The 23,795-nt window shown below is 69.9% G+C and carries 20 protein-coding genes and 1 pseudogene; 9 read left to right on the top strand and 12 right to left on the bottom strand.

The window, feature by feature from the left end; translation table 11 throughout:
- Positions 1-291: 291 nt before the first annotated feature.
- The 3 genes from ABH940_RS29650 (at position 292) to ABH940_RS29640 (ending at position 5,484) form a co-directional block, all read left to right on the top strand.
- Positions 292-1,848 carry a Re/Si-specific NAD(P)(+) transhydrogenase subunit alpha gene (locus tag ABH940_RS29650; RefSeq protein WP_370071642.1) on the top strand — a complete coding sequence of 519 codons (1,557 nt, stop codon included), beginning with the start codon at positions 292-294 and terminating at the stop codon, positions 1,846-1,848.
- 6 nt (positions 1,849-1,854) lie between these two features.
- Complete coding sequence (pntB, locus tag ABH940_RS29645; RefSeq protein ID WP_370106668.1) at positions 1,855-3,324, top strand: Re/Si-specific NAD(P)(+) transhydrogenase subunit beta; 1,470 nt, start codon at positions 1,855-1,857, stop codon at positions 3,322-3,324.
- A 324-nt stretch (positions 3,325-3,648) separates the two neighbouring features.
- Positions 3,649-5,484, top strand: coding sequence for an ABC transporter ATP-binding protein (locus ABH940_RS29640; RefSeq protein WP_370071640.1), 1,836 nt, complete (start codon positions 3,649-3,651; stop codon positions 5,482-5,484).
- Between the two features lie 52 nt (positions 5,485-5,536).
- On the opposite strand, the gene ABH940_RS29635 is transcribed toward ABH940_RS29640, so the two are convergent.
- On the bottom strand, positions 5,537-8,020 hold the full coding sequence (locus ABH940_RS29635; RefSeq protein WP_370106667.1) for a protease pro-enzyme activation domain-containing protein: 2,484 nt from the start codon (positions 8,018-8,020) through the stop codon (positions 5,537-5,539).
- Positions 8,021-8,308: 288 nt separating this feature from the next.
- Here ABH940_RS29635 and ABH940_RS29630 point away from each other — a divergent pair.
- Both ABH940_RS29630 and ABH940_RS29625 read left to right on the top strand, forming a co-directional pair.
- Positions 8,309-8,485, top strand: a pseudogene (locus ABH940_RS29630) (BBE domain-containing protein); the annotation flags it as partial.
- A 124-nt stretch (positions 8,486-8,609) separates the two neighbouring features.
- Entirely contained in the window at positions 8,610-10,055 is a 1,446-nt protein-coding gene (locus ABH940_RS29625; RefSeq protein ID WP_370071638.1) for a glyceraldehyde-3-phosphate dehydrogenase, read from the top strand.
- Here the strand turns inward: ABH940_RS29625 and ABH940_RS29620 are convergent.
- Both ABH940_RS29620 and ABH940_RS29615 read right to left on the bottom strand, forming a co-directional pair.
- Complete coding sequence (locus ABH940_RS29620) at positions 9,977-10,867, bottom strand: response regulator transcription factor (RefSeq protein WP_370071637.1); 891 nt, start codon at positions 10,865-10,867, stop codon at positions 9,977-9,979. The two genes, ABH940_RS29625 and ABH940_RS29620, sit on opposite strands and share 79 nt — an antisense overlap.
- Positions 10,868-11,009: 142 nt before the next feature.
- Positions 11,010-12,086 (bottom strand): class I SAM-dependent methyltransferase, encoded by a 1,077-nt coding sequence (locus tag ABH940_RS29615; RefSeq protein WP_370071636.1) that lies wholly within the window; start codon positions 12,084-12,086, stop codon positions 11,010-11,012.
- Positions 12,087-12,280: 194 nt separating this feature from the next.
- Between ABH940_RS29615 and ABH940_RS29610 the strand changes: the two genes are divergently transcribed.
- The 4 genes from ABH940_RS29610 (at position 12,281) to ABH940_RS29595 (ending at position 14,898) form a co-directional block, all read left to right on the top strand.
- Complete coding sequence (locus ABH940_RS29610) at positions 12,281-12,835, top strand: YceI family protein (RefSeq protein ID WP_370071635.1); 555 nt, start codon at positions 12,281-12,283, stop codon at positions 12,833-12,835.
- Positions 12,836-13,091: 256 nt separating this feature from the next.
- Positions 13,092-13,859, top strand: a complete 768-nt coding sequence (locus ABH940_RS29605) for a hypothetical protein (protein ID WP_370071634.1) — start codon at positions 13,092-13,094, stop codon at positions 13,857-13,859.
- Complete coding sequence (locus ABH940_RS29600; protein WP_370071633.1) at positions 13,856-14,194, top strand: winged helix-turn-helix domain-containing protein; 339 nt, start codon at positions 13,856-13,858, stop codon at positions 14,192-14,194. The genes ABH940_RS29605 and ABH940_RS29600 overlap by 4 nt, the downstream gene beginning before the upstream one ends.
- Before the next feature lie 44 nt (positions 14,195-14,238).
- Positions 14,239-14,898 (top strand): class I SAM-dependent methyltransferase, encoded by a 660-nt coding sequence (locus tag ABH940_RS29595; RefSeq protein ID WP_370071632.1) that lies wholly within the window; start codon positions 14,239-14,241, stop codon positions 14,896-14,898.
- Between the two features lie 57 nt (positions 14,899-14,955).
- Here ABH940_RS29595 and ABH940_RS29590 read toward each other — a convergent pair whose 3' ends face one another.
- The 9 genes from ABH940_RS29590 to ABH940_RS29550 form a co-directional block, all read right to left on the bottom strand.
- Entirely contained in the window at positions 14,956-15,606 is a 651-nt protein-coding gene (locus ABH940_RS29590) for a vitamin K epoxide reductase family protein (RefSeq protein WP_370106666.1), read from the bottom strand.
- Between the two features lie 49 nt (positions 15,607-15,655).
- Positions 15,656-16,492: a thioredoxin domain-containing protein gene (locus ABH940_RS29585; RefSeq protein WP_370106665.1), complete on the bottom strand. Its 837-nt coding sequence runs from the start codon at positions 16,490-16,492 to the stop codon at positions 15,656-15,658.
- 111 nt (positions 16,493-16,603) lie between these two features.
- Entirely contained in the window at positions 16,604-17,281 is a 678-nt protein-coding gene (locus tag ABH940_RS29580; RefSeq protein ID WP_370071629.1) for a hypothetical protein, read from the bottom strand.
- 99 nt (positions 17,282-17,380) lie between these two features.
- The gene (locus ABH940_RS29575; protein WP_370071628.1) at positions 17,381-17,707 is read right to left on the bottom strand and encodes a hypothetical protein; all 327 of its coding nucleotides are present in this window, start codon (positions 17,705-17,707) and stop codon (positions 17,381-17,383) included.
- Positions 17,708-17,872: 165 nt separating this feature from the next.
- Positions 17,873-19,153: a Gfo/Idh/MocA family protein gene (locus ABH940_RS29570; protein ID WP_370071627.1), complete on the bottom strand. Its 1,281-nt coding sequence runs from the start codon at positions 19,151-19,153 to the stop codon at positions 17,873-17,875.
- Positions 19,154-19,182: 29 nt separating this feature from the next.
- On the bottom strand, positions 19,183-19,995 hold the full coding sequence (locus tag ABH940_RS29565; protein ID WP_370071626.1) for a carbohydrate ABC transporter permease: 813 nt from the start codon (positions 19,993-19,995) through the stop codon (positions 19,183-19,185).
- A complete protein-coding gene (locus ABH940_RS29560) occupies positions 19,988-20,956 on the bottom strand; it encodes a carbohydrate ABC transporter permease (protein ID WP_370106664.1) in 969 nt (322 codons plus the stop codon). Before ABH940_RS29560 ends, ABH940_RS29565 begins: the two co-directional genes overlap by 8 nt.
- Before the next feature lie 2 nt (positions 20,957-20,958).
- Positions 20,959-22,227, bottom strand: coding sequence for a sugar ABC transporter substrate-binding protein (locus ABH940_RS29555; protein WP_370071624.1), 1,269 nt, complete (start codon positions 22,225-22,227; stop codon positions 20,959-20,961).
- Between the two features lie 355 nt (positions 22,228-22,582).
- Positions 22,583-23,719, bottom strand: a complete 1,137-nt coding sequence (locus ABH940_RS29550; RefSeq protein WP_370106663.1) for an ROK family protein — start codon at positions 23,717-23,719, stop codon at positions 22,583-22,585.
- Positions 23,720-23,795 lie beyond the last annotated feature (76 nt).

Below are 23,795 nucleotides of genomic sequence, written 5' to 3'. Positions count from 1 at the left end.
ACGACGGCACTGCTGGGCGGGCGAGGACCGCCTCTCCCCCTCACGTCGGCACCTGTGGGGCGTGAGACCGGACGTCCGCCATCCGGTCTGTGAGTGAAACAAGTCACTGCTTCGACCGACCCGCTGGTCGGTATGAAAAGGGTAGGTTCCTGCGACCAAGGGGAAGGACCTCCGTCCCCGGCTACAGCCGCTCCGCCCTGCCTGCCCTGTCCTGCTCGTGATCGTGCTTCCGCGTTGCTGTGTCTTCGCGGTTCCGCGAATCCCCCGTTCCCCTGACGAGAGACACACGACATGTCTGCGCATGACGCCACCCACCACCCACCCCAGCGCATCGGCGTGGTCGCCGAGTCGACCGCCGGGGAGACCCGCGTCGCCGCGACGCCCGCGACCGTCAAGCAGTTGCTCGGGATCGGCTACGAGGTCGTCGTCGAGTCCGGGGCCGGGGCGGCCTCGGGCTTCACCGACGAGGTCTACGTCGAGGCGGGCGCGGACATCGGCGACGCCTGGGCGCAGCAGATCGTGCTCAAGGTCAACGCCCCGTCCGGCAGTGAGATCGCGCGGCTGCGCGAGGGCACGACCCTGGCGGGCCTGATCGCCCCGGCGCAGCACCCGGAGCTGCTGGAGCAGCTGTCCGCGCGCGGCGTCACCGTGCTGGCGCTCGACGCGGTGCCGCGGATCTCGCGTGCGCAGTCGATGGACGTGCTCAGCTCGATGGCGAACATCGCCGGATACCGGGCGGTGATCGAGGCGGCCCACGTCTTCGGGCGCTTCTTCACCGGTCAGGTGACCGCGGCGGGCAAGGTGCCGCCGGCGAAGGTCCTGGTGGCGGGCGCCGGTGTGGCCGGGCTCGCGGCGATCGGCGCCGCGTCCAGCCTGGGCGCGATCGTGCGCGCGACCGACCCGCGTCCCGAAGTCGCGGACCAGGTCAAGTCGTTGGGCGGTGAGTACCTGCCGGTCAACGTCGTGCAGGAGCAGAGCACCGACGGCTACGCCAAGGCGACCTCCGCCGACTACGACCGCGCCGCCGCCGAGCTCTACCACCGCCAGGCCATGGACGTGGACATCGTGGTCACCACCGCGCTGATCCCCGGCCGTCCGGCGCCGCGGCTGCTGACCGCCGAGGACGTGGCGGCCATGAAGCCGGGCAGCGTGATCGTCGACATGGCCGCCGCGATGGGCGGCAACGTCGAGGGCACGGTGGCGGGCCGGGCCGTGGTCACCGACAACGGCGTGACCATCATCGGCTACACCGACCTGGCCTCCCGGCTGCCGGCCCAGGCCTCGCAGCTGTTCGGCACCAACCTGGTGAACCTGGTCAAGCTGGTGACGCCCGGCAAGGACGGGCAGCTGACGCTGGACTTCGAGGACGTGGTGCAGCGGGCGGTGACGGTCGTCCGCGAGGGCGAGATCACCTGGCCGCCGCCGAAGGTCTCCGTCTCGGCGGCACCGGCCGCGCCGGTCGCCGAGACCGCCAAGCCGGAGCCCAAGGAGGCCAGGAAGCTCAGCCCCGCGGCCCGCTTCTCACTGATCGGCGTCGGCATGCTCGCGCTCTTCGGCGTGGTCGGCTTCGCCCCGGCCCAACTCGCCGAGAACTTCACGGTGTTCATGCTGGCGGTGGTGATCGGCTACTACGTGATCGGCAAGGTGCACCACGCGCTGCACACGCCGCTGATGTCCGTCACCAACGCCATCTCCGGCATCGTGGTGACCGGCGCGCTGCTGCAGATCGGGCACGAGAGCTGGGTGGTCACCGCGCTGTCCTTCGTCGCGATCCTGCTGACGAGCGTGAACATCTTCGGCGGTTTCGCCGTCACCCGCCGCATGCTGTCCATGTTCTCGAAAGGCTGAGCCACGATGACCTCCACGACGGCCGCACACGCCGCGGACCTCGTAGCCGCCCTGCTGTTCATCCTGTCCCTGGCGGGGCTCTCCCAGCACCGCACCTCGCGCGCCGGCGTCGTCTACGGCATCGCGGGCATGGGGCTCGCGCTGGTCGCCACGATCGTGGTGGCGGCGCAGAGCATCGCCGCCGGGGCGATCGCGCTGATCCTGCTCGCCATGGCGATCGGCGCCGTGCTCGGGATGTGGCGGGCGCGCAGCGTCGAGATGACGCAGATGCCCGAACTCATCGCCGTGCTGCACAGCTTCGTCGGCCTTGCCGCGGTGCTGGTGGGCTGGAACAGCTACCTCGAGGTCGAGTCGCACGGCGCCAGGCAGACCGAGATCGCCGCGGACCTGCTGACCATCCACCATGCCGAGGTCTTCATCGGCATCTTCATCGGCGCGGTCACCTTCACCGGCTCGATCGTCGCCTTCCTCAAGCTGTCGGCCCGGATCAACTCCCGGCCGCTGATGCTGCCGGGCAAGAACGGGCTCAACCTCGGCGCGCTGGCCGCGTTCGTGGTGCTGACGGGCTGGTTCTGCGCGAGTCCGAACCTGCCGCTGATGATCGCGGTCACCGTGCTGGCCCTGGCGCTCGGCTGGCATCTGGTCGCCTCGATCGGCGGCGGCGACATGCCGGTCGTCGTCTCGATGCTGAACAGCTACTCCGGCTGGGCGGCGGCAGCGGCGGGCTTCCTGCTCGACAACGACCTGCTGATCGTCACCGGCGCACTGGTCGGCTCCTCCGGCGCCTACCTGTCGTTCATCATGTGCAAGGCGATGAACCGCTCGTTCATCTCCGTCATCGCGGGCGGCTTCGGCATCGAGGCGCCGTCCGGCGGCAGCGAGGAGACGGGCGAGCACCGCGAGATCCGCGCGGCGGAGGCGGCGGAGCTGCTGACCCAGGCCCGCTCGGTGGTGATCACCCCCGGCTACGGCATGGCCGTGGCCCAGGCCCAGCACCCGGTGGCGGAGCTGACGCGCCGTCTGCGCGAGCGCGGCGTCGAGGTCCGCTTCGGCGTCCACCCGGTCGCCGGACGCCTGCCCGGCCACATGAACGTGCTGCTGGCCGAGGCGAAGGTGCCGTACGACATCGTCCTGGAGATGGACGAGATCAACGACGACTTCGCGGACACCTCCGTCGTCCTGGTCATCGGCGCCAACGACACGGTCAACCCGTCCGCGGCCGAGGACCCGGGCAGCCCCATCGCCGGCATGCCGGTGCTCCGGGTCTGGGAGGCTTCGAGCGTCATCGTCTTCAAGCGCTCCATGGCCTCCGGCTACGCGGGCGTGCAGAACCCGCTGTTCTTCCGTGAGAACAGCAGCATGCTCTTCGGCGACGCCAAGCAGAGCGTGGACGCGATCCTCGCCGCGCTCGGCACGGACGGGCCGTCGTCGTCCGGTACGCGTTCCGCCGCCAGCCCGGCAACGGTCGGCGGGTAACCGAGCGGCTCAACCCCTCACGTGTGCCCCCGGCTCCGACAGCGAGCCGGGGGCACACGTGTGTTCGGGCACGAAAAACCCTTGGACGACGCAGCTCGCCTCGCGGCAGACTTCAATACCCCACACCCCCGCCTCCGCCGGAGCAGTTCGACGCGTCCCCCGTCGGCCGCTCCGAGGCTGGACGTTTGTGACAACCAGTCGTGCCCGCCTCCCCACCCCCACCGACCCGTGTGCGGGCACTCGACCCGAACCGACGACCGGCTGGTCCGGCATGCTCGGCAACCCCGGCATGCGCGGCCCAGCCTCGACACCTCCAGGGTTGGTATGGCAACGCCACACACAGGCCAGGGCACGCCGCGCAGAGGCGCGGTGCTCCTCGCCCTTCGTTACTACGGACGGGAGTTGGCCCGCCACAAACGGGTGACGCTCCCCGCGATGCTGCTGCCCGCGCTGGGCAACATCGGCATCAACTACCTCGCGCCGCTGATCGTCGCCCGCCTGGTCGGCAAGATCGCCTCCGACGCGCGGATGACCACCGCCGACGCGCTGCCCTACATCGCCGCCTTCGCCGGAGTGCTGCTGTTCGGCGAGGTGTTGTGGCGGCTCGGCATGCACTGCCTCAACCGCCTGGACGCGTCCGGCATCGAGCACCTCTACGTCATCGGTATGGACGAACTGTTCGCCAAGGACGCCTCCTTCTTCCACGACAACTTCGCCGGCTCGCTCACCAAGCGGGTGCTGAGCTTCGCCTCCCGCTTCGAGGACTTCGTCGACACGCTCACCTTCTCCGTGGTGGGCAGCCTGGTGCCGCTCGTCTTCGGCGCGGTGGTGCTCTGGCAGTTCCAACCGCTGCTGGTGGTCGCGCTGCTGGCGCTGATCGCGGTCACCGGGGTCATCACCGCGCCGCTGATCCGCCGCCGTCAGGCGCTGGTGGACCAGCGGGAGGAGGCCATCGCCCGGGTCTCCGGCCATGTGGCGGACAGCCTGATGAACATGGACACGGTCCGCGCCTTCGCCGCCGAGCGGCGGGAGGCGGCCGAGCACCGCTCCCGGGTCGCGGAGTCGCGGCGGCTGTCGCTGCGTTCGTGGGACTACGGCAACCTGCACATCGACACGCTGGTCGCACCGATGTCCGTGCTGACCAACGGCCTCGGTCTGCTGCTGGCGATCGCGGTCGGCGGCGGCACGCACAACGTCGAGGCGGTCGTGGTCGCCTTCTCCTACTACTCGACCGCGACGCGGATCATGTTCGAGTTCAACCAGATCTACCGCCGTCTGGAGAGCTCGATGACGGAAGCCGCGCAGTTCACCGAGCTGCTGCTGTCCCCGCCGACGGTGCTCGACCCCGAGTCGCCGGAGCCGCTGCGCCCGCGGTCCGCCGGTCGCGACGGTCATGCCGACGTACGTTTCGACCGCGTCACCTTCTCCCACGGGGGCGGCAAGCCGCTCTTTGCGGGGCTGGACCTCGCGGTGCCGAGCGGCGCGCGGATCGGCCTGGTCGGCCGGTCCGGCGGCGGCAAGACCACGCTGACCCGGCTGCTGCTGCGGATGACCGACATCGACGACGGCCGGATCCTGATCGGCGGTCAGGACATCAGCCGGATGCGCCAGGCCGACCTGCGCAGCCTGATCGCCTACGTCCCGCAGGACCCGGCGATGTTCCACCGCACCCTGCACGCCAACATCGCCTTCGCCCGACCGGACGCCACCGACGCGGAGATCCGCCGCGCCGCCGAGGCGGCCCACGTCACCGAGTTCGCGGACACCCTCCCCGAGGGCTTCGCCACCATGGTCGGCGAACGCGGCGTCAAACTCTCCGGAGGGCAGCGGCAGCGCGTCGCTCTGGCCCGTGCGATCCTGCGGGACGCGCCGATCCTGCTGCTGGACGAGGCGACCAGCGCGCTGGACTCGGAGAGCGAACTGCTGGTCCAGCAGGCGCTGTGGCGGCTGATGGAGGGCCGCACGGCCCTGGTCGTCGCCCACCGGCTGAGCACGGTGGCGACGATGGACCGTCTGGTCGTGCTGGACCGCGGCCGGATCGTCGAGCAGGGCAGCCACCAGCAACTCCTCGCCGCCGAGGGCGCCTACGCCAAGCTCTGGCAGCACCAGTCGGGCGGCTTCCTCGACGAGTCCGAAGATGCGGAACCGGCACTGCCGTGAACGCCGGGGTGTCCGGTCCGGTCAAGCGAGCCGGACCGGACACCCCGTTCCGTCACTGGCCGCTGGGGTGGTCCTTGAACCAGGTCAGGAAGTCGGACGTGATGGTCCCGACACCCGTCACGTCGTCATAACCCGGGCCTGTCTTGAGCGAGGTGTCCGAGTCCATGCCGATCATCACGGGGTTGTGGCTCGAGTTCCAGGCCTCCATGGCGGGCTCGTGCCCGAGCGCGGACGGCACACCCGACACGTCGTGGAAGGCGGAGGACCCGGACAGCTTGTAGAGCACGGGGTTGACGAAGCCGACCGGAACTCCCCCCGCCGCCTGCTGGGCCAGCGCCTCGACGCCGGAGAACAGCGGGGTGGCCAGGCTGGTCCCGCCATACTCCTCGTCGCCGTACGAGCCGCCGCTCTCGCTGAAGGTGGCGCCCGCACCCGAGCCGGCGTCCACGTTGATCGTGCCGTTCTGGGTGACGCCGATCAGCAGGCCGCTGTTCCAGTCCGCGTCCATGCCCACGTCGGGCACCTCACGGTTCGCCGTACCGGTGGCCGCCCCGACCAGTGAGTCGGAGACGACGCCCTTCTGGTACGACGGCTCGGGGAAGACCGAGCTGTTGCCGCCTCCGGCCCCGCCGATGAAGGGGTTGCCGGCAGCCCAGCCGTTGCCGGTGTCCTGCTGGAACCAGTCCCCCCAGCCGCTCTCCCAGGAGTAGTTGCCGTTGGAGTCGATGCCGAGGCTGGTGCCGCCCACCCCCGTGGCGAAGGGGTCGGAGGCCGGGAAGGCGACCGACGCGTGCGGCTGCACGTCGTTCGGGTCGGAGCTCCCGGTCGCGGCGACGGTGTAGTCGCCGTTGTCCATGCTGGCGAAGTTGAAGCCGATGCCCTCGGCCGCGCCCTGCTCGAAGATCTGCGTCTTGGCCTGGAACTCCTCCTGCGCCTGCGAGCTCTCGGCACCGCCCCAGGAGCAACTCACGATGTCCGCGGTGTGGTTGGCGACGATGGTCTCCAACGCGGTGTCGAAGCCCTGGTCGCTGCCGTCCGTTCCGTAGTAGACGATCTTCGCGTCCGGGGCCATCAGGTGCACGGACTCGATGTCCATCGTCTCCTCGCCCTGCCAGGAGGCCACCATCTTGGGGTCCGTGGACGGCGGAAAGCCACCCTGCGGCATCTCCTGGGTGAACTGGCCGGGGGCGAACTGGGGCAGGCCCATCTGCTGGTTCCAGTTGGCGACGTCCTGCGCGATGGTGGGCGAGGCGTAGGCGTCGACGACCGCGACGGTGACGCCCTTGCCGGTCAGCCCGCTCTGGGCCACCCCGTAGGCGTGCCGCAGCTGGTTCGGGGTGTACCCGCACAGCTGCATCGGCAGCGTCTGGCCGTCGAGTCCGGGCGGGGCGTCGTTGTAGTGCTTCTCGCCCCAGTAGGTGCTGCACCACTGGGTGCTGAACCCGGCGCTGTCCCCGGGCGTGTACTTCCCGCCACCCGCGGAGACGGCCTTCCCCTTCTTCTTCGGACTGACAGCCGTGGCCTTGAAGGCGAAGCTGGAGATCGGCGAGCTGGTGGTCAGACCGGTGACGCTGGAGACGTAGTTGCCGACGTCGGAGGGGTACTGCGGCTGGCCGGTCGGCGCGATGTCCACCCGACCACCGTGCTTGAACTTGTCGATCTGGACCTTCAGTACGGACTCGACCTTGTCCAGCGTCGTCGAGACGACGACGGAGTCGGCGCCCTGGGAGACGATCGTCATCCCGTCCTGCTGCAACCACTGGGTGACCGCCGTGGCGGCGTCGGGCACGTTGACGAAGGTGGAGTTGAACTGAGCAGGCGTCAGGTACTTGTGGTAGTCCGGCGATCCGGGCATGCCGACCTCGGCCGCATAGGTCGCCAGGTCCTGCGGGTGCTGCTTGGCGATCCAGACGGTGCCCTGCACCACCGTGCTGGGGTCGGCCGGCCCGACGTCGTTCGCCTTGGTCGCCCAACTCGGCGGGCTCCAACTGGTGCCGCCGTTGGACGTCGTGGTGATCGGCCCGCTGGATGAGGACGCACCGGCGACGGGCGTGCCGCCGCTGCCGCCGCTGCCACCACTGCCGCCGCGTCCGCCGGCGGCAACCGCGACCGTGCCGCCGACCACCAGCACGAGGGCCACGCCGATGCCGATCAGCACCCCCTTCTTGGAGCCGCGCGAGCCACCGCCGCCGGAGTTACCGGGGCCGCCGGGCATACCCGGACCGCCGCCGAAGGGCGGCTGACCAGGGCCGCCCGGCCTGCCCGGCCCACCCGGCCCACCCGGCCCGCCACCGAACGGGGGTTGGCCCCCGTACGGCGGGGGCGGAGGCGGCGGCGCGGCCGGGCCCTGCTGGTACGGGTTCGGCGGCTGCTGCGGAGGCCGCTGACCTCCGTACGGGTTCTGCCGCGGCCGGGGCGGCTGAGCCTGCGGCCCCCGCTGTGGCTGCTGCTGCGGCGGAAAGGGGCCGTTCTGGTACGGATTGTTCGGCCGGGGCGGATTGCCCGCGGACCCGTTGCCGTAGGGCGGGTAACTCACGGTGCCCGTCTCCTCGAGACTCGCCCGGGAGACATCACAGGACAGACAGGACAGACCGTCAGGCGTGCGCTATCCCCCGGTAGCGACGCTCATTCTTCGCACGCCCGTGCGCATAGTAGCGATATCCCCGTCGTGCCCGACATCGGCTTCACGCCATGCTCACGAGCGACCCGCTCCTCCCCGCCCCAGCCCCGCCCCGGGACGCCCGGAAGCCCGCCTGCCACGGCGTCGCACCCTTCGTGCGGAGCGGCGTCCTCCACCCGACGACTGGGTGACGTGCACACGCACGGGACGTACATCAACTATCCCGACGTGGACCTCGCCGACCCGGCGTTCAACACCTCGGGCATGCCGTGGTCCCCGCTCTACTACGGCGAGAACTACCCCCGGCTCCAGCGGGTGAAGGCGCGCTGGGATCCGCGCAACGTCTTCCGCCACGCGCTCTCGATCGAACCGCCCGCGTGACCCGGCGCCCAACCCGCAGGCGGGAGGTTCGCGTACAGGTGCGTCCAACAGGAGAGCCGATTACATGATCAAAGTTTTGCGAGGCTAACATGGAGGCCGCTGCCTAGCTGGAAGATAAAAGCCTGTGACTGTCAACGACGACTCGTTCACCGACTGGAAGATCCGCGAGGAGATCGCGGAGGCGATGATCCCGATCATCGGGAAGCTGCACCGTGAGCAGGACGTCACCGTCCTGCTGCACAGCCGCTCCCTGGTGAACAAGTCGGTGGTCAGCATCCTGAAGACCCACCGCTTCGCCCGCCAGATCGACGGCGAGGAGCTCTCGGTCACCGAGACCATGCCGTTCCTGCAGGCGCTCACCACGCTCGACCTGGGCCCGGCCCAGATCGACCTGGGCCTGCTGGCCACCTCCTACAAGGCCGACGACCGCGGCCTGAGTGTCGAGGCCTTCACGGCCGAGGCCGTCGCCGGCGCCACGGGCGAGAACAAGATCGAGCGCTCCAAGTCGCGCGACGTCGTCCTCTACGGCTTCGGCCGCATCGGCCGCCTGGTCGCCCGCCTGCTGATCGAGAAGTCCGGCTCCGGCAACGGCCTGCGCCTGCGGGCCATCGTCGTCCGTCGCAGCGGCGACATGGACATCGTGAAGCGCGCCTCGCTGCTGCGCCGCGACTCGATCCACGGCCAGTTCCAGGGCACGATCACGGTCGACGAGGCCAACAGCAAGATCGTCGCCAACGGCAACGAGATCCAGGTCATCTACTCCGACGACCCGACGACCGTGGACTACACGGCCTACGGGATCAACGACGCGGTGCTGATCGACAACACCGGCCGCTGGCGCGACCGCGAGGGTCTGTCGAAGCACCTCCAGCCCGGCATCGCCAAGGTCGTGCTGACCGCGCCCGGCAAGGGTGACGTCCCCAACATCGTGCACGGTGTCAACCACGACACGATCAAGCCGGACGAGCAGATCCTCTCCTGCGCGTCCTGCACCACCAACGCGATCGTCCCGCCGCTCAAGGCGATGGCGGACGAGTACGGAGTGCTCCGCGGCCACGTGGAGACGGTCCACTCGTTCACCAACGACCAGAACCTGCTGGACAACTTCCACAAGGCCGACCGCCGTGGCCGTTCCGCCCCGCTGAACATGGTGATCACCGAGACCGGTGCCGCCTCGGCCGTGGCCAAGGCGCTGCCGGACCTCAAGGCGAAGATCACCGGCAGCTCGATCCGCGTGCCGGTGCCGGACGTCTCGATCGCCATCCTCAACCTGCAGCTGGCGCGCGAGACCACCCGCGAGGAGGTCCTCGAGCACCTGCGTGAGGTGTCGCTGACCTCGCCGATGCGTCGTCAGATCGACTTCACCACGGCGCCGGACGCGGTCTCCAACGACTTCATCGGCTCGCGCCACGCGTCCATCGTCGACGCCGGCGCGACCAAGGTCGAGGGCGACAACGCGATCCTCTACCTGTGGTACGACAACGAGTTCGGCTACTCGTGCCAGGTCGTCCGGGTCGTCCAGTACGTCTCCGGCGTGGAGTACCCGACCTTCCCGGCTCCGCGGGGCTGAGCCCGGAGCAGGGACCACGCCCGAGGGGCCGACGCGCGCTGCGTGTCGGCCCCTCGGCGTTCGTCGGGCCCGTGCTCGGGCCGGTGCTCGCGCCAGACGTTCGCGGCGTCCACCCGGCCGTGGACGGCGAGCTTGGCGTAGACGTGCTCCAGATGCTTGTCGACGGTGCGCGGGCTGATGCCGAGTCGGCGGCTGATCTGCTGGTCGGACAGGCCGAGGGCGAGCAGGTCCAACACCGTCGCCTCGCGCGGGGTCGGCGCCGGCCCCAGGTTGCACGGATGCGGCGCGGCGCTCCGGCCCAGCCGGACCAGCGCGGCCCGGATCCGGTCCTGCAGCAGGGCCGCGGCGGCCACGTCGTCGTCGGAGAAGTCCAGGCCCGTCCGGTTCAGCGCGACGCACACGCTCCGCCCGCCCGGGACTCGGCCAGGGACTCCACCGGGGTCTCCGCCGACGGGGACCTCCAAGGCCAGCTGGTACTCACCACCGATCCGGCGGGCCACATCCGCGTAGACCGGCTGAGCGAGCCAGTCCGTCCGCGACTGGAGGTCCGAACGGCGCAGCGGCACGCCGGGACCGCCGGTGGTCAGCCGGATCAGCGGGTCTGACGTCCGGTAGTGGTCGATCAGCGCGTAGTCCTCCGGCGTCAGCAGCCCGGCCGGATGCGTCACCGGGAGTGGCGGCACCGGGCGGGTGGTCCAGATGATGTTCTCCGCGGGGATCGCCCCGAGCAGTTCCGGAAGCAGCACCGAGAGGAGCGCGTCCTCGTCGACGGCCTGGATCAGCAGGTCGACGACCGCGAGGATGCGTCGCAAACCGACCTCCCCGGCCGACGCGGTCACACCTCCAGGCTGCGCCGCCTCGCGCGGGCGGTCAACCCACGCCGACTGCCCCCGAGCGGGCGCCTCACCGCCTGGACCGCCTCACCGACTGGAACCCCTCAGCGACAGGACCGCCTCACCGACTGGCGGCGTAGACCCGGTTCACCGGCGTCTCGGCCGCGAGCCGCCAGTGGTGCAGCCCCGCGTGGTCGGCGATCGTCCGCATCGTCCGCTCCCCGGCGTGGTTGCCGAGCGCCTGTGGTCCGTGCTGGGCCAGCGCCGACGGCAGACAGACGGCGACCGACGCCGCGGTGATCGCCCGGCCCACCGGGTTGGCGTTGGCGCGGACGTCCTCGGACGCGTTCGGCTCGACGATCATGCAGGCGCCGCCCTCGGCCAGGCTCTCCGCCGCGTGGTGCAGGGCCGCCTGCGGGTCGCCCATGTCGTGCAGGCAGTCGAAGAAGGTCACCAGGTCGTAGGTGTCCCCGGGGAAGTCCTGAGCGGAGGCCACGTCGAAGCTGACCCGGTCGCCGAGCCCCTGCTCGTCCGCGATCCGGCGGGCCGCCTCGATCGAGGGGCCGTGGAAGTCGAAGCCGTGGAAGTGCGAGTTGGGGTACGCCTTGGCCATCAGCATGGTCGAGTAGCCGTAGCCGCAGCCCACGTCGGCGACCTCGGCGCCGCTCTGGAGTCTCTGCTCGGTGCCGTTCATGGCCGGCAGCCACTCCGCGACCAGCGAGGCCGTGTAACCGGGCCGGAAGAACTTGGCCGCCCCCGAGAAAAGGGCGGAGCTGTGCTGCTCCCACCCGACGCCCTCGCCGGTGCGGAACGCCTCCATCAGCGTGTCCTCGGTACCGAACATCGCCTGCAGCATGGTGAAGAACCCCGCCGCGTAGGTGGGCGCGGTCGGGTCCGCCAGCACGGCGGCGTGCTCGGGCGGCAGGGTGTAGCGGTCGGACTCGGGGTCGTAACTCACGTACTCCCCCGCGACCTGGACGGCGAGCCACTCGGCGACGTAGCGCTCGACCATCCCCGTCCGCTCGGCGAGTTCAGCGGCGCTCATGGTGCCCCCGGCCTCGGCCATGGCCGAGTAGAGCCCGAGTCGATCTCCCAGCGAAGTGCACAGTCCCGACGCCGCCGCGCCCGCGTCGGTGATCACGCGCATCAGAAAGTCCATCATCCGGTCCTCGTCGACCGCATCCATGGTTCCGGACATGGCCGTCCACCTCCTCCGTTCAGCCCTGCTGACGGTTCCACCCGACCAGCCCAACCGGACCCACGCCATACGGTGTTTCCCGTACGCCGCACCGCGCCTCGAGAGGCAGGTGACCGTACGTGCGCCTAGGGTGACGCCTGAGGCGACTCGGCCTCGCCGCGCCCGCGCGGCCCCGATGTCCGTGGAGCAGACTCATGACCACCGTCCCCCGCAGTGAACTGACCGGCGACTACGTCCTCGACCCCGCGCACACCCAGATCGGCTTCGTGGCACGGCACGCCATGGTGACCAAGGTGCGCGGCGGGTTCAAGAAGTTCGAGGGCACCGCCCACCTCGACGGCGAGAACCCGGCCAACTCGACGGTGCGGGTGAGCATTCAGGCCGACAGCATCGACACCCGCAACGAGCAGCGCGACGGCCACCTGCGCACCAACGACTTCCTCGACGCGCCGAACCACCCCGAGATCACCTTCGTCTCGACGTCCGTGCGCGAGGCCGACAACGATCGCTACGACGTCACCGGCGATCTCACCATCAAGGGTGTGTCCAAGTCGCTGACCATCCCCTTCGAGTTCCAGGGCAGCGCCATGGACCCGATGAACAACTTCCGTGTGGGCCTTGAGGGTTCGGTGACCATCAACCGCAAGGAGTTCGGCCTGACCTGGAACGCGGCCCTGGAGGGCGGCGGTGTCCTGGTCGGCGACAAGGTGGTGCTGGAGTTCGAGATCTCCGCCATCCGCAAGTCCTGACGTCCTGACGTCCTGACGCCCTGACGCCCTGGCCTTCTGGACGCCCCCGCGATGTCCCCACGCTGATGTCCCCATGCCCGCCCTGCGCAGCAGACGCCGCGCAGGGCGGACGTCGTCATGCGGTCCGGGATCCGCCCTACCCCCCCCGAGGGCGGATCCCGGACCGTCCCCCCAACTCCCCCTTGATGGCAGAGTCTTGCGCAGAATGGTTTGCAGTGCAAACCTGATGGCACAACAAATTCGGGGAGGCACAACCATGGTGAGCAATCCGCCCACAGACCCGTCCGACGATTCGCCCGCACAACTCCTGGCCGCCGCAACCACCGCAGGCAGGCTGACCCGGGCGGCGCGCCACGGGTTCTGGTTCCCGCTGGTGCTGTTCGGACTGCTGGTGATCGGCGCCGCACCGTTGTACCTGGTCAACGTGCCCTCGTGCCCGCACGGCGAGATGAGCTGCGTGATCAACGGCGGTGACGGCATTCCCGGGGGCTCGCTGGCCATGTCGCTCTACTGGCTGATCGCGGTCGCCGTCGGCTACGCCGCAACGCTCGGCTACTACTGGTCCCGCGCCCGACGCGTCGGCGTCGCCGGTCGGATCTGGCCCTACCTGGTGACGGGGCTCGCGCTGCTCGCGATCACCGTGCTCGCCACGCCCGAGGTGAGCGACCGACTGATGCATCGGGAACTGCTCTCCGTCCCTGGAGACCTGGCGATCCGCGGCATGACACCGCTGCTGGCGCTGGCGCTCGGCCTGTTCGTCCTGGCCCGGCTCGAACGCAGCGTTCCGATGGCGGGATTCGCCGTACTCTTCCTCGTCGTGACCCTGATCTCCAACCTCTACGACGTCGAGAACCAGACCCCGCTGATCGGCTGGACCCCATCCGCGGCATGGCAGTACGTCCCGAACCTCTGGCTCGCCGGATTCACGCTGCTGCTCGGTGGTCTGGGCTTCCGGCTCGCCAAGCTGCTGCGCGACCGTGACCGCGCCCGCGTTCAGATCCTGCCGCAGGGGCAGGCGACGTGAGCGACGAACCCGCCCAGCAGGCCCATCCCACCCAGGGCCTGGACGACACCGTCCACCAACGCGCCCGCCTCGGCATCCTGGCGGTGCTGCACGAGTCGGCCAGGGTCGAGTTCACCTTCCTCCGCGAGGCACTCGACCTCACCGCGGGCAACCTCTCCCGTCACCTCCAGGTGCTGGAGGAGGCCGGACTGGTCGCGGTGGACAAGGGTTACGAGGGCCGTCGCGCCCGCACCTGGGTCCGGATCACCAAGCCGGGGCGAGCGGCGTTCCTTGCCGAGATCTCCCACCTCAAGGAGCTCATCCGCCGCGTCGACGGTGCGGCGGACCTATCGTGAGAGGCAGACCCGCCGTCGGCCCGTGGAAGTGATGGTGACCGCACATGCCCGCCGGTAGCCCCTCCGGCAGCGTCCGCCGTCCGCTCTTCGCCCGGCTCTGGTCCCGCGTCGCCGGTCCGGCGCTGGACCGGGCCGGGATCGGCGAGCATCGTGCCCGCCTGCTCGCCGGGCTCTCCGGTGAGGTCGTGGAGATCGGCCCCGGGAACGGCCTGAACTTCCCGCACTACCCCTCCACCGTCACCCGCGTCCTGGCTGTGGAACCGGAGGAGCAGTTGCGCGCGCTGGCGACCGAGGCCGCGCGCACCGCGCCAGTGCCGGTCGAGGTGGCGGCGGGCACCGCGGACGCGATCCCGGCGGACGACGCGTCCTTCGACGCGGTCGTGGTCTGCCTGGTGCTCTGCTCGGTCCCCGACCAGGCCGCAGCACTGGCCGAGGCCCGCCGGGTGCTCAAGCCCGGCGGGCAGCTGCGCTTCTTCGAGCACGTACGCGCCGACTCCCCGGCGATGCGCCAGGTCCAGCGGGCCGTGGACGCGACCTTCTGGCCACTGCTCTGCGGCGGCTGCCACACCGGCCGCGACACCCGCTCCGCGATCGACGCGGCCGGCTTCCGCCTCACCGACGTCCGCACCTTCACCTTCCCGGACACCCGGATCCCCTCCCCCGCCGGAACCCACATCCTGGGCACCGCACAGCGCGCGGATTAGATCTGCATGCAACCCTTCTGCCCGCCGTCGAACCACTTACACACATATGATGTGTCGTCAGATATGTGTCGACCAGTAATACCAGAACCGGTTCAGCACCAGCAGCACGATCACCAGGTACCCCGCAGCCGGCACGACCCACGCCCAGTGCACGCCGGTCCGCTGGAACCACGCCCGTGCACCGCTCGGCAGCGGGAGGGTGCCCGTGCGCAGGTTGTGGACGGTGGTGTACCAGAGCAGCGGGATCGTGGCCGTCCAGACGACCATGCAGTACGGGCAGACCGCACCGATCGAGTACAGCGTCTGGTCGATCAGCCAGCACACGAAGCCGATCCCGAACAGCGTCCCGGCCTGGAGGCCGAGCCAGAACCAGCGGGGCAGCCGGACGCCGGTCAGGGCGACGACGCCGATGGTGACGACCGCCGCGAAGGCCCCCACGCCGATCAGCGAGTTGGGGAAGCCGAAGACGGAGGCCTGCGCGGTGCGCATCACCGAACCGCAACTGATGATCGGGCTGATGTTGCAGCTCGGGATGTAATGCGGGTTTTCCAGCAGCCGGATCTTCTCCAGCGTCAGCGTGATCGCGGCGGCCAGACCCAGGGCGCCGGCGATCAGCAGCAACCAGGCGTAGCCGCGCGTGGCGGCGACCTGGTCAGTGATCCAACTGCCGCCGGGCTCTACGGCGTTCGGTTCGACGGTGTCCAACATATCCGCCTCATCAGCCAGTTCGGGGTTCATCCTCGTCGGCTCCGGTCCGCTACTTGTTCGTGCCGACGGCCTGCTGGACCAGGCCCGTGTACTGGGCCGGGGTCACCGGGTTGCTGCTGTTGTCGAAGACGTTGAGCACCTGACCGTCGAGCTTGAGCGTGGGCGTGCCCTGGATGCCGCTGCTGTTGAACGCGTCCGAGACCTTGGCCGCCCAGGGGGCGAAGACGCGGTTCTCGACGTCCTTGGTGAACTGCGGCGTCACCAGGCCCGGCACCTTCTTCGCCAGGTCCAGCAGGGTGTTGAGGTTGCCGAAGCCGTCCGTCTCCTCGGAGGGCTGGTTGGCGTAGAGGACGTCGTGGAACTCCTTGAACGCCGTCGGGCCGCCCTCGTTGAGTGCGGCTCCCGCGACCTCCAGGGCGTCCATCGAGCCGGTGCCGCCGAGGTTGTTGTCCAGGAACGTGGCCATGTGGTATTGGATCTTGTACGTGCCGTTGTCCGCGAGCTGCTTGATGGTCGGGCCGTCGGCCTTCTCCAGCTTGTCGCAGATGGGGCAGCGGAAGTCCTCCCACACGTCCAGCGTGTGCTTGGCGTTCGGGTTGCCGTAGACGATCACCGTGCCGTCCGGGCCGCTGGCGTGGGCCGGGATCACCAACGGCTGGCCGGCCCCGGCGCTGCCCCCGCTGTTGCCGGCGAGGGCGACGGCCACCACCGCGCCGACGGCGACGACCGCGACGACGGTCGAGCCGATGCCGATCCGGCGCATCCGGACCTGCTTGCGGGCCTGCGCCTCGCGCTCGTACTGCAGCCGCTCGCGGGCGTTTCCGGGCTTGTTGGAGTTGTGGTTGCTGTGGTTGCTGGGGTTGTTGCGGTTCTTGGTCTTGCTCATGGCTGTCCTCACAGATGAAGAAGTGCAGGAAAGGGTGAGGGACAGGCCTGTTCAGGCAGCGCAGCGCAAAAGAAGAAAGAAAAGAAAAGGGAGAACGCGAAGCGACGCCGCTCAGCAGGCCTGAGCGAGCATCGGCGGGCCGCGACGCGGCGCGGTGCGCGGCAGCACGTCCTGTGGACCGCGCGCCTTGGAACGGGGTGCGGGAAGCGGCGGCCGGGGGCCGCTCGGCTCGGGCAGCGCGACAGGCGCCGAGAGCCGGACGAGCAGGGCGCGGACGCCGTGCCACCCGGCGAGCACCGCCACCCGGACCAGCGCGAAGAGGGCCGCCTCACCGCGGCGCAGCCACCACGCGGCGGCCAGCGCCAGCACCAGGTGGACCACCAACAGCAGCATCGCCTGACCACCCGTCAGGGCGACCAGCGCGGCGTGCGTCTGCTCGGTCAGTCCCAGCAGGCCGGGACGGATGGTCCCGCCGCCGCACGCGAGCATGCCCCACCCCGGCAGGCCCGCATGCGCGGCGACCGGACCGGGCGGACAGCTCTGCTGACCGGTGTTGAAGAGGACGTTCATCCCGACCTGGAGCGGGACAAGGACGGCGACGATGCTCCGGTAGCCGCGTTCGCCCGCGAAGAGCAGCAGGGCGACGACCAGACTGCCGCCGAGCGCGAGGAGCGCGACGTCCACGGGGACCGGCTGCCCGGTCACCGCCAGGCGCGCCCCGACCGGGAGCATGACGGAGAGCGCGGCGAACACCACCGCGCGCAGGAGCCTCAGTCCCCATCCGTCCATCGTTCGGAGTATCGCAGGGGCACGTGTGAAGGCGCTGTAAAGTCCTCGGCCACCCTTCCCCGCCCCGCCCTACGCCGTCATGCCCTACGCCCTACGCCGTCACGCCGAACCGCCGGCCGTCGGGATCCGGGCGAGGCTGGACGCGAGGGCCGCGCGCTGGTCGTGGTCGAGCGCGCCCAACAAGGTGGCCTCGGTCGCACGGGCGCCGATCAGGATGTCGTGCGCGGTGACCGGGCCCACCCCGGGCAGCGCGCGGAGCAGGGACGCGAGGGTCATCCCGGCGGCGACCACGTCACCGCCATGCCAGGCGTCGAGGCAGATGTGGGCGAGCCGGGTCGGGCCCTCCTCCGCCGTGGCGGCGAGCCGCAGCTCACGGGCCCGGTGGAGTTCGGCACTCGGCGCGGACGACGACGGGCCCATATCCACTCCCCAATCCACTCCTTTCGACATCTCCTGCCGCTTGCAAGCGTATGCCGGGGCAACCATTCGTGCACGTAATACCCTGGTGCGCAATACCGCCGTGCACAATACCGTCGCGCACAACAGGCCCCAGGCACCTCCTGGCCGGCGCGGACGTCGACACCACGCCCGTCAGTCGGCCGTGAGCCGCCCCGCTCCAGAGACGCCCGAAGCGCCGGAATCTCCGGACCCGGCGGACCCGCCGAAACCACCCGGCACCGACTGCTGCGCGTTGTCGAAGTAGGCGGCCAACTCCCGGTCCAGCGGCGGGATGTCGTAGGGACGGCCGCCGTCGCGCAGCGACATCGTCGCCATGTATCCGGCGGCCACGCTCATCCGCGCCGCCAGCGGTGAGGTGTCCGTCGGGCCGCCCTCACGGACGAACCGCGCGAACTCCTGCATGATGGCGACGTCGCTGCCGCCGTGCGTGCCCGACGAGTCCGGCACGCGGTAGGAGATGTCGCAGTCCGCGCGGTAGCGGGAGGGCCCGGTGTTCCACACCCGGACCTCCGCTCCGGCCTCGTCGCCGAAGTTCTCCAGCCGCCCCTCGGTCCCGATCACCGTGTAGTTGCGGAAGTAGTCAGGGCTGAAGTGGCACTGCTGGTACGCGGCGATCACGCCGTTGTCCAGCTGCATGTTCATCACCGAGACGTCCTCGACGTCGATGCGGTGGTGCAGGTCGGCCCGCGTGGTCGGCGGCCACTCGTACTCCTTGAGCCAGTTCTCCGGACGCGGCATGCCCGGGGCCCGGCGCGGCAGGTCGCCGTGGAGCATCAACGAGCCGAACGCGTTGACGCGTTCGGTGTAGCCGCCCGCCAACCAGTGCACCACGTCGATGTCGTGGGCGGCCTTCTGCAGCAGCAGTCCGGTGGTGCGGCGGCGGTCGGCGTGCCAGTCCTTGAAGTAGAAGTCGCCGCCGTAGGAGACGAAGTGGCGCACCCAGACGGTCTTCGGCTCGCCGATGTCGCCGCGCGTGATGACCTCCCGCATCCGCCGGACCACGCCCATGTGCCGCATGTTGTGACCGACGTAGAGGCGGGTGCCGGTCTCGTACGCGGCGCGCAGGATCGCGTCGCAGCCGTCGACGGTGATCGCCATCGGCTTCTCCAGGTAGACCGGCTTGCCCGCACGCAGGCAGTCGACGGCGATCTGCTCGTGGGTGTCGTCCGGGGTCACCACCAACACCGCGTCGAGGTCGTCGCGGGCCAACAGCTCCCGGTAGTCGGTCACCGCGTCCTCGGACTTGACCGAGCCGGGCTCGACGCCGTCGAGCCGTTCCAGGCCGCGCCGCAGCGCTGCGGGGTCGCTGTCGCAGACGGCGGCGACGACGGTACCGCGCCCGGGCCGGTGGGCGGCGACGGCCAGCGAGATGCGCAGGCCCAGACCGATGACGCCGAGGCGCACGTCTTCCACGGTCACAGAGTTCCCTTCCCTGAGTGGTGTCACTTGGAGCCGGTGAAGGCGATGCCTTCGGTGATCCGGCGCTGCGCCAGGACGAACATGACGATCATCGGCAGGCTGGCCAGCAGCGAACCCGCCATCAGCACCGGGTAGTCGGTGCTGTGCTCGCCCTGAAGCGTGGCCAGACCGACCGAGAGCGGCATCTGGTTGGCGTCGTTGGCGACCACCAGCGGCCACAGTAGGTCGTTCCAGGACCAGAGCACGGTCAGCACGCCGAGCGAGATCAGACCGGGCTTGGCCAGCGGCAGCATCACCGACCAGAAGATCCGCAGCGGTCCCGCGCCGTCGAGCCGGGCGGCCTCCTCGACGTCCAGCGGAAGCGAGAGGAAGAACTGCCGCAGCATGAAGGTGCCGAAGGCGCTGAACAGGCCCGGCAGCACGATGCCGGTCAGGGTGTTGAGCAGGCCCAGGTGCATGAGGATCTGGTACTGCGGCAGCAGGTAGACCTGGCTGGGCACCATCAGCACCGCGAGCAGCAGCAGGAACAACGCGTTTCGTCCCGGAAAGCGCAGCCGGGCGAAGGCGTAGGCGGCCATCGAGCAGAACAGCAGCTGCGCCGCGACCCGGACCACGGTGATCAGCACGGTGTTCAGGAACTGCCGCAGGAACGGCATGCTCGTGAACACCTCCGAGTAGTTGGACCAGCGCCAGCCGGGCACGAAGTCCGGTGGCACGCTGGTCGCCTGACCCAGCGTCTGCAGGGAGGTCAGCAACTGCCAGAAGAACGGGGCGACCATCGCCGCCGCGCCGATCGCCAGCACGACATGAACCGGCCACAACCGCTGCTTATTCATAGTGCACCCACTTCTTCTGCAGCCGGAACTGGACGGCGGTCAGCACCAGCAGGACCGCCATCAGCACGACCGCGATCGCGCAGCCCATCCCCTGCTGGTTGTCGAGGAAGACGTCCTCGTAGAAGAGGTAGGCGATGGTCTTGCTGTCGGCCAGGGCCGGGTTGGCCTTGCCGAGCATCATCAGGACGGTGTCGAACATCTGCAGGCCGCCGATGACCGTCAGTACCGAGACGAAGAAGATGCTCGGGCTGAGCAGCGGCAGCGTGATCGAGAAGAACTGCCGGATCCGGCCCGCGCCGTCGAGCTCGGCCGCCTCGTAGTAGTGACGCGGAATGCCCTTGAGGCCGGCCGCGAAAATGATCATGTTGTAGCCGAGGCTGGCCCAGATCCCGACCACGGCCATCGCGTAGACGGTGAACCTGGGGTCGAAGACCCAGTGCGGGCCGTGGATGCCGACCAGCGACAGCAGGTAGTTGATCAGGCCGTAGTCGCCGTTGTAGAGCCAGCGCCACACCATCGCCACCGCGGCGGGCATGCTGACCACCGGCAGAAAGAACAGCGTCCGGTAGAGCGCGACGCTGCGTCCGCGCACCTGGTTGAGCAGCGCGGCGCAGACGATCGAGAACGGGATCGACAGCAGCATCAGCAGCGAGTACAGCACGGTGTTCCAGGCCGCCTTGGGCAGCTGCGGATCGCTCAGGAACGCACGGTAGTTGGCGAACCCGACCCACTGCTGCCCGCCGAAGACGCCCCAGCTGGTGAAGCTGTAGTAGCAGGACTGGACGATCGGCCACAGGTAGAAGACACCGATCCCGGCGACCAGCGGCAGGACCATCAGGTAGCCCCAGATCCACTCGCGCGGATGCCCGTGCTGCTCACCGATGCGCAGTCCGGTCCGGCGGCAGGTCCGGCGGCCGGTCCGGCGGCTGATCCGGAGGCCGGGTGCTTTGGCGAGGGCCACGGTCACCCCTTCGCCAGGTCGGCGTTCATGGTGGACGTCAACTGCCGGGCCCCGGCGTTCAGACCGGTCTTGCCGGCCCAGATCTGGTCCAGGATGCTCTGGGTGTCGGTGATCCACGGCATGCTGTCGGAGGAGACCGGGTACGGCACCGCGTACTTCAGCTCGTCGATGAAGGTCTGCAGGTGGTACTGCGGCGTCGACTTCACCCAGTCTCCGGCGAGGCCCTGGTACGCGGGGATGACCGCGCCGCTGGCCGCCTGGATCTGGTTGGCCTGCTCGCCGCCGAGGAACTTGACGAACTGCCAGGCAGCCGCAGCATGCGGGGTCTTGGCGTAGATGACGTTGGCCAGGCCGTTGATGACGGTGGCGTTGCCGTTCGGCCCGGCGGGCAGCGGCGCGACGTCGGCGTCGAGGCCCGGGGCGTTCTTGTAGGTCGGCATGTCCCAGTCGCCGTCGGTGAACATCGCCACCTTGCCGGAGGCGAACAGCTGGGACGGGTCGGTGTCCGCCATCTGCTGCGCGGTGGGCGAGGTGTGGTACTTGGTGATGAAGTCCAGCGCGTACTGCAGTCCGGCGAGGGCCTTGGGCCCGTCCAGCTCGGAGGACTTCTTGTCGGCGGAGACGACGCTGCCACCGGCCTGGTAGATGTCGTTGTAGAGGTTCTCCTGCGTCCAGTCCGGCGAGGCGATGCCCCAGACGCCCTTGGCGGAGTTCGTCAGCTTCTTCGACGCGTCGATGACGTCCTGCCAGGTCCAGTTGGCGGTGGGGTACTTCACCCCGGCGGCGTCGAAGAGCTTCTTGTTGTACCAGAGGCCGATCGTGTCGAAGTCCTTCGGCATCCCGTACTGCTTGCCGTTGATGGTGTAGATGGAGTTCAGCGAGGCCGGGAACGGCTTGTTGTCGAAGCCCGACTGGTCCGAGAGCGGCATCAGTTGGCCCTGGCCGCCGTAGAGGCCGATCTGGGTGGTGCTCATCCAGAAGACGTCCGGGGCGGTGCCCGAGGCGGCCTCGGTCTGCAGCTTGGTCCAGTAGTCGGCAACGGGGGTCAGTTCGATGTCGACGGTGATGTTCGGGTGGAGCTTCTCGAAGGCGGTGGCGATCTGCTGCATCGCGGGCTTCTGGTTGGCATCCCAGATGCCGTAGGTGAGGGTGACCGGGCCGGAGCTGTTGCCGCCGGAGCCGGAGGCTCCGCTCGAGCAGGCGGAGACGCAGGTCACGAGCGCGGCGGCGCAGACCAGCGCGGAGGCCTTTCCGGCGATCTTCGATCCCATGGTTCGGTCCCATCGGTCGGTGTGGCGTGGGGGTGGTACCGGGGTGAGCGGCACTGAGGGGTGGTGACGGGACAGTAGCCGAGCATTTATGCGAAGAACTAGCGTTAATCGAGCAAGAGTGCGCAGCCGAAACCGGAGCGAGACGTTCTCGTGACCCTACTCAGGGGTCATTGCGCGAGTTGTTGAGGTAAATCCGCCGCTCGGGACATGCGTCGGAACACGCGTCGGAACCTCATCAGGGCCCGCGCAGGGACCGGTGTCAGGGCCCGCGCAGGGACCGGTGTCAGGGCCCGCGCAGGGACCGGTGTCAGGGCCCGCGCGGGGACCGGTGTCAGGGCCTGCGTCGGAGCGCGCCTCAGGAGGCGAAGAGCCGCCGCTCGGCCTCGTTGAGGCCGTACCGGACCGCGCCCAGGCAGACCGCGTCCGCGCCGAGCTCCGAGACCGCGACCTCCGGGGGGTAGAGGCAGACCGCACCCAGGTAGTCGCGGATCGGTGCGGTGATCCACTCCCCCGCCTGGGCCAGGGCACCGCCGATCACCACCAGCTCGGGGTCGAGCGGCGTCACCAGGGTCACCAGCGCCTCGGCCAGGCCGGTCGCGAAGGACTCGACGACCGTCGCCGCCTCCGCGTCGCCCTCCTGGGCTCGGGTCAGCGCGAAGAGCGCCGCCTGGGAGGGGGCCCGCAGCTCCCCCGGGTCGACGGCCAGCGCGTAGTCCATGACGTGCCGGAACGCGCGCCACCTGCTGTTGGGGTGGCCGCCCAGCTCCCCGGCCGCCGCGTGCGAGCCCCGGTACGGGACGCCGCCGAGCAGCATCCCCAGGCCGATCCGGCTGCCGCTGTGCAGGTAGAGCACGTCCGCCCGGCCGCGTGCGGCGCCGAGCCAGTGCTCGGCCAGCACCGCCAGCCGCATGTCGTTCTCGACCAGCACCGGCACCGCCAACCGCCGGGCCAGCTCCGCCTGGAGCGCCACCCCCGTCCAGTCGGCGAGCACCACGCTCTTGACCACCCGGCCGTCGGCGTCGATCACGCCCGTGGTGCCGACACCGGCGGCGGTGAGGTCGCCGACGGTCAGTCCGGCCTGCGCGCACACATCACCGACCAGGCGCGCGACCGCGTCGAGCCGCTCCGCCGCCGGCAGGTCGCGCGGCACGCCGACGGTACTGCGGGCGACGATCCGGCCGCGCAGATCGGCGACCATCGCGGTGAGGTGTGCGGCGCCGATCCCGACGCCCGCGACATGGCCCACGGCCGCGCGGAAGGCGAAGCGCCGGGCCGGTCGGCCGCGCAGCCCCTCGGCCGCGCCCTCCGCGTACTCCTCGGCCTGGCCCTCCCGGAGCAGTGTCTCCATGATCGCCTCGGTGGTGGCCCGGGAGACCCGCGCCGCCCTGGCCAGCTCGGCCAGCGTGGCGCTCTCCGTCCCGTGTAGGCCGCGCAGGATGGCGACCTGGTTCAACCGGCGCAGGAAACTCGCGTCACCGCTCTCCCGTGGCACGCTTCCTCCTGCTGTGTCGCCGACCGAGGCTGATCCTAAACGGTGCCCGACCGCGCCGGACGGCGGTTGACCTGCT

The sequence above is a fragment of the Streptacidiphilus sp. BW17 genome, from assembly GCF_041262485.1.
Taxonomy (GTDB): Bacteria; Actinomycetota; Actinomycetes; order Streptomycetales; family Streptomycetaceae; genus Streptacidiphilus.
Note: the sequence above shows the minus strand (reverse complement) of the source record. Positions and strands in the feature narration are given on the sequence as shown.

What these genes read in the sequence shown, in the direction of transcription:
- ABH940_RS29615 (WP_370071636.1), bottom strand. Translation starts at nt 12,086, where the DNA reads ATGTCCGGAACCATGGATGCGGTCGACGAGGACCGGATGATGGACTTT.
- ABH940_RS29640 (WP_370071640.1), top strand. Translation starts at nt 3,649, where the DNA reads ATGGCAACGCCACACACAGGCCAGGGCACGCCGCGCAGAGGCGCGGTG.
- ABH940_RS29605 (WP_370071634.1), top strand. Translation starts at nt 13,092, where the DNA reads ATGGTGAGCAATCCGCCCACAGACCCGTCCGACGATTCGCCCGCACAA.
- ABH940_RS29595 (WP_370071632.1), top strand. Translation starts at nt 14,239, where the DNA reads ATGCCCGCCGGTAGCCCCTCCGGCAGCGTCCGCCGTCCGCTCTTCGCC.
- ABH940_RS29610 (WP_370071635.1), top strand. Translation starts at nt 12,281, where the DNA reads ATGACCACCGTCCCCCGCAGTGAACTGACCGGCGACTACGTCCTCGAC.
- ABH940_RS29565 (WP_370071626.1), bottom strand. Translation starts at nt 19,995, where the DNA reads ATGAATAAGCAGCGGTTGTGGCCGGTTCATGTCGTGCTGGCGATCGGC.
- ABH940_RS29555 (WP_370071624.1), bottom strand. Translation starts at nt 22,227, where the DNA reads ATGGGATCGAAGATCGCCGGAAAGGCCTCCGCGCTGGTCTGCGCCGCC.
- ABH940_RS29585 (WP_370106665.1), bottom strand. Translation starts at nt 16,492, where the DNA reads ATGAGCAAGACCAAGAACCGCAACAACCCCAGCAACCACAGCAACCAC.
- ABH940_RS29650 (WP_370071642.1), top strand. Translation starts at nt 292, where the DNA reads ATGTCTGCGCATGACGCCACCCACCACCCACCCCAGCGCATCGGCGTG.
- pntB (WP_370106668.1), top strand. Translation starts at nt 1,855, where the DNA reads ATGACCTCCACGACGGCCGCACACGCCGCGGACCTCGTAGCCGCCCTG.
- ABH940_RS29580 (WP_370071629.1), bottom strand. Translation starts at nt 17,281, where the DNA reads ATGGACGGATGGGGACTGAGGCTCCTGCGCGCGGTGGTGTTCGCCGCG.
- ABH940_RS29590 (WP_370106666.1), bottom strand. Translation starts at nt 15,606, where the DNA reads ATGTTGGACACCGTCGAACCGAACGCCGTAGAGCCCGGCGGCAGTTGG.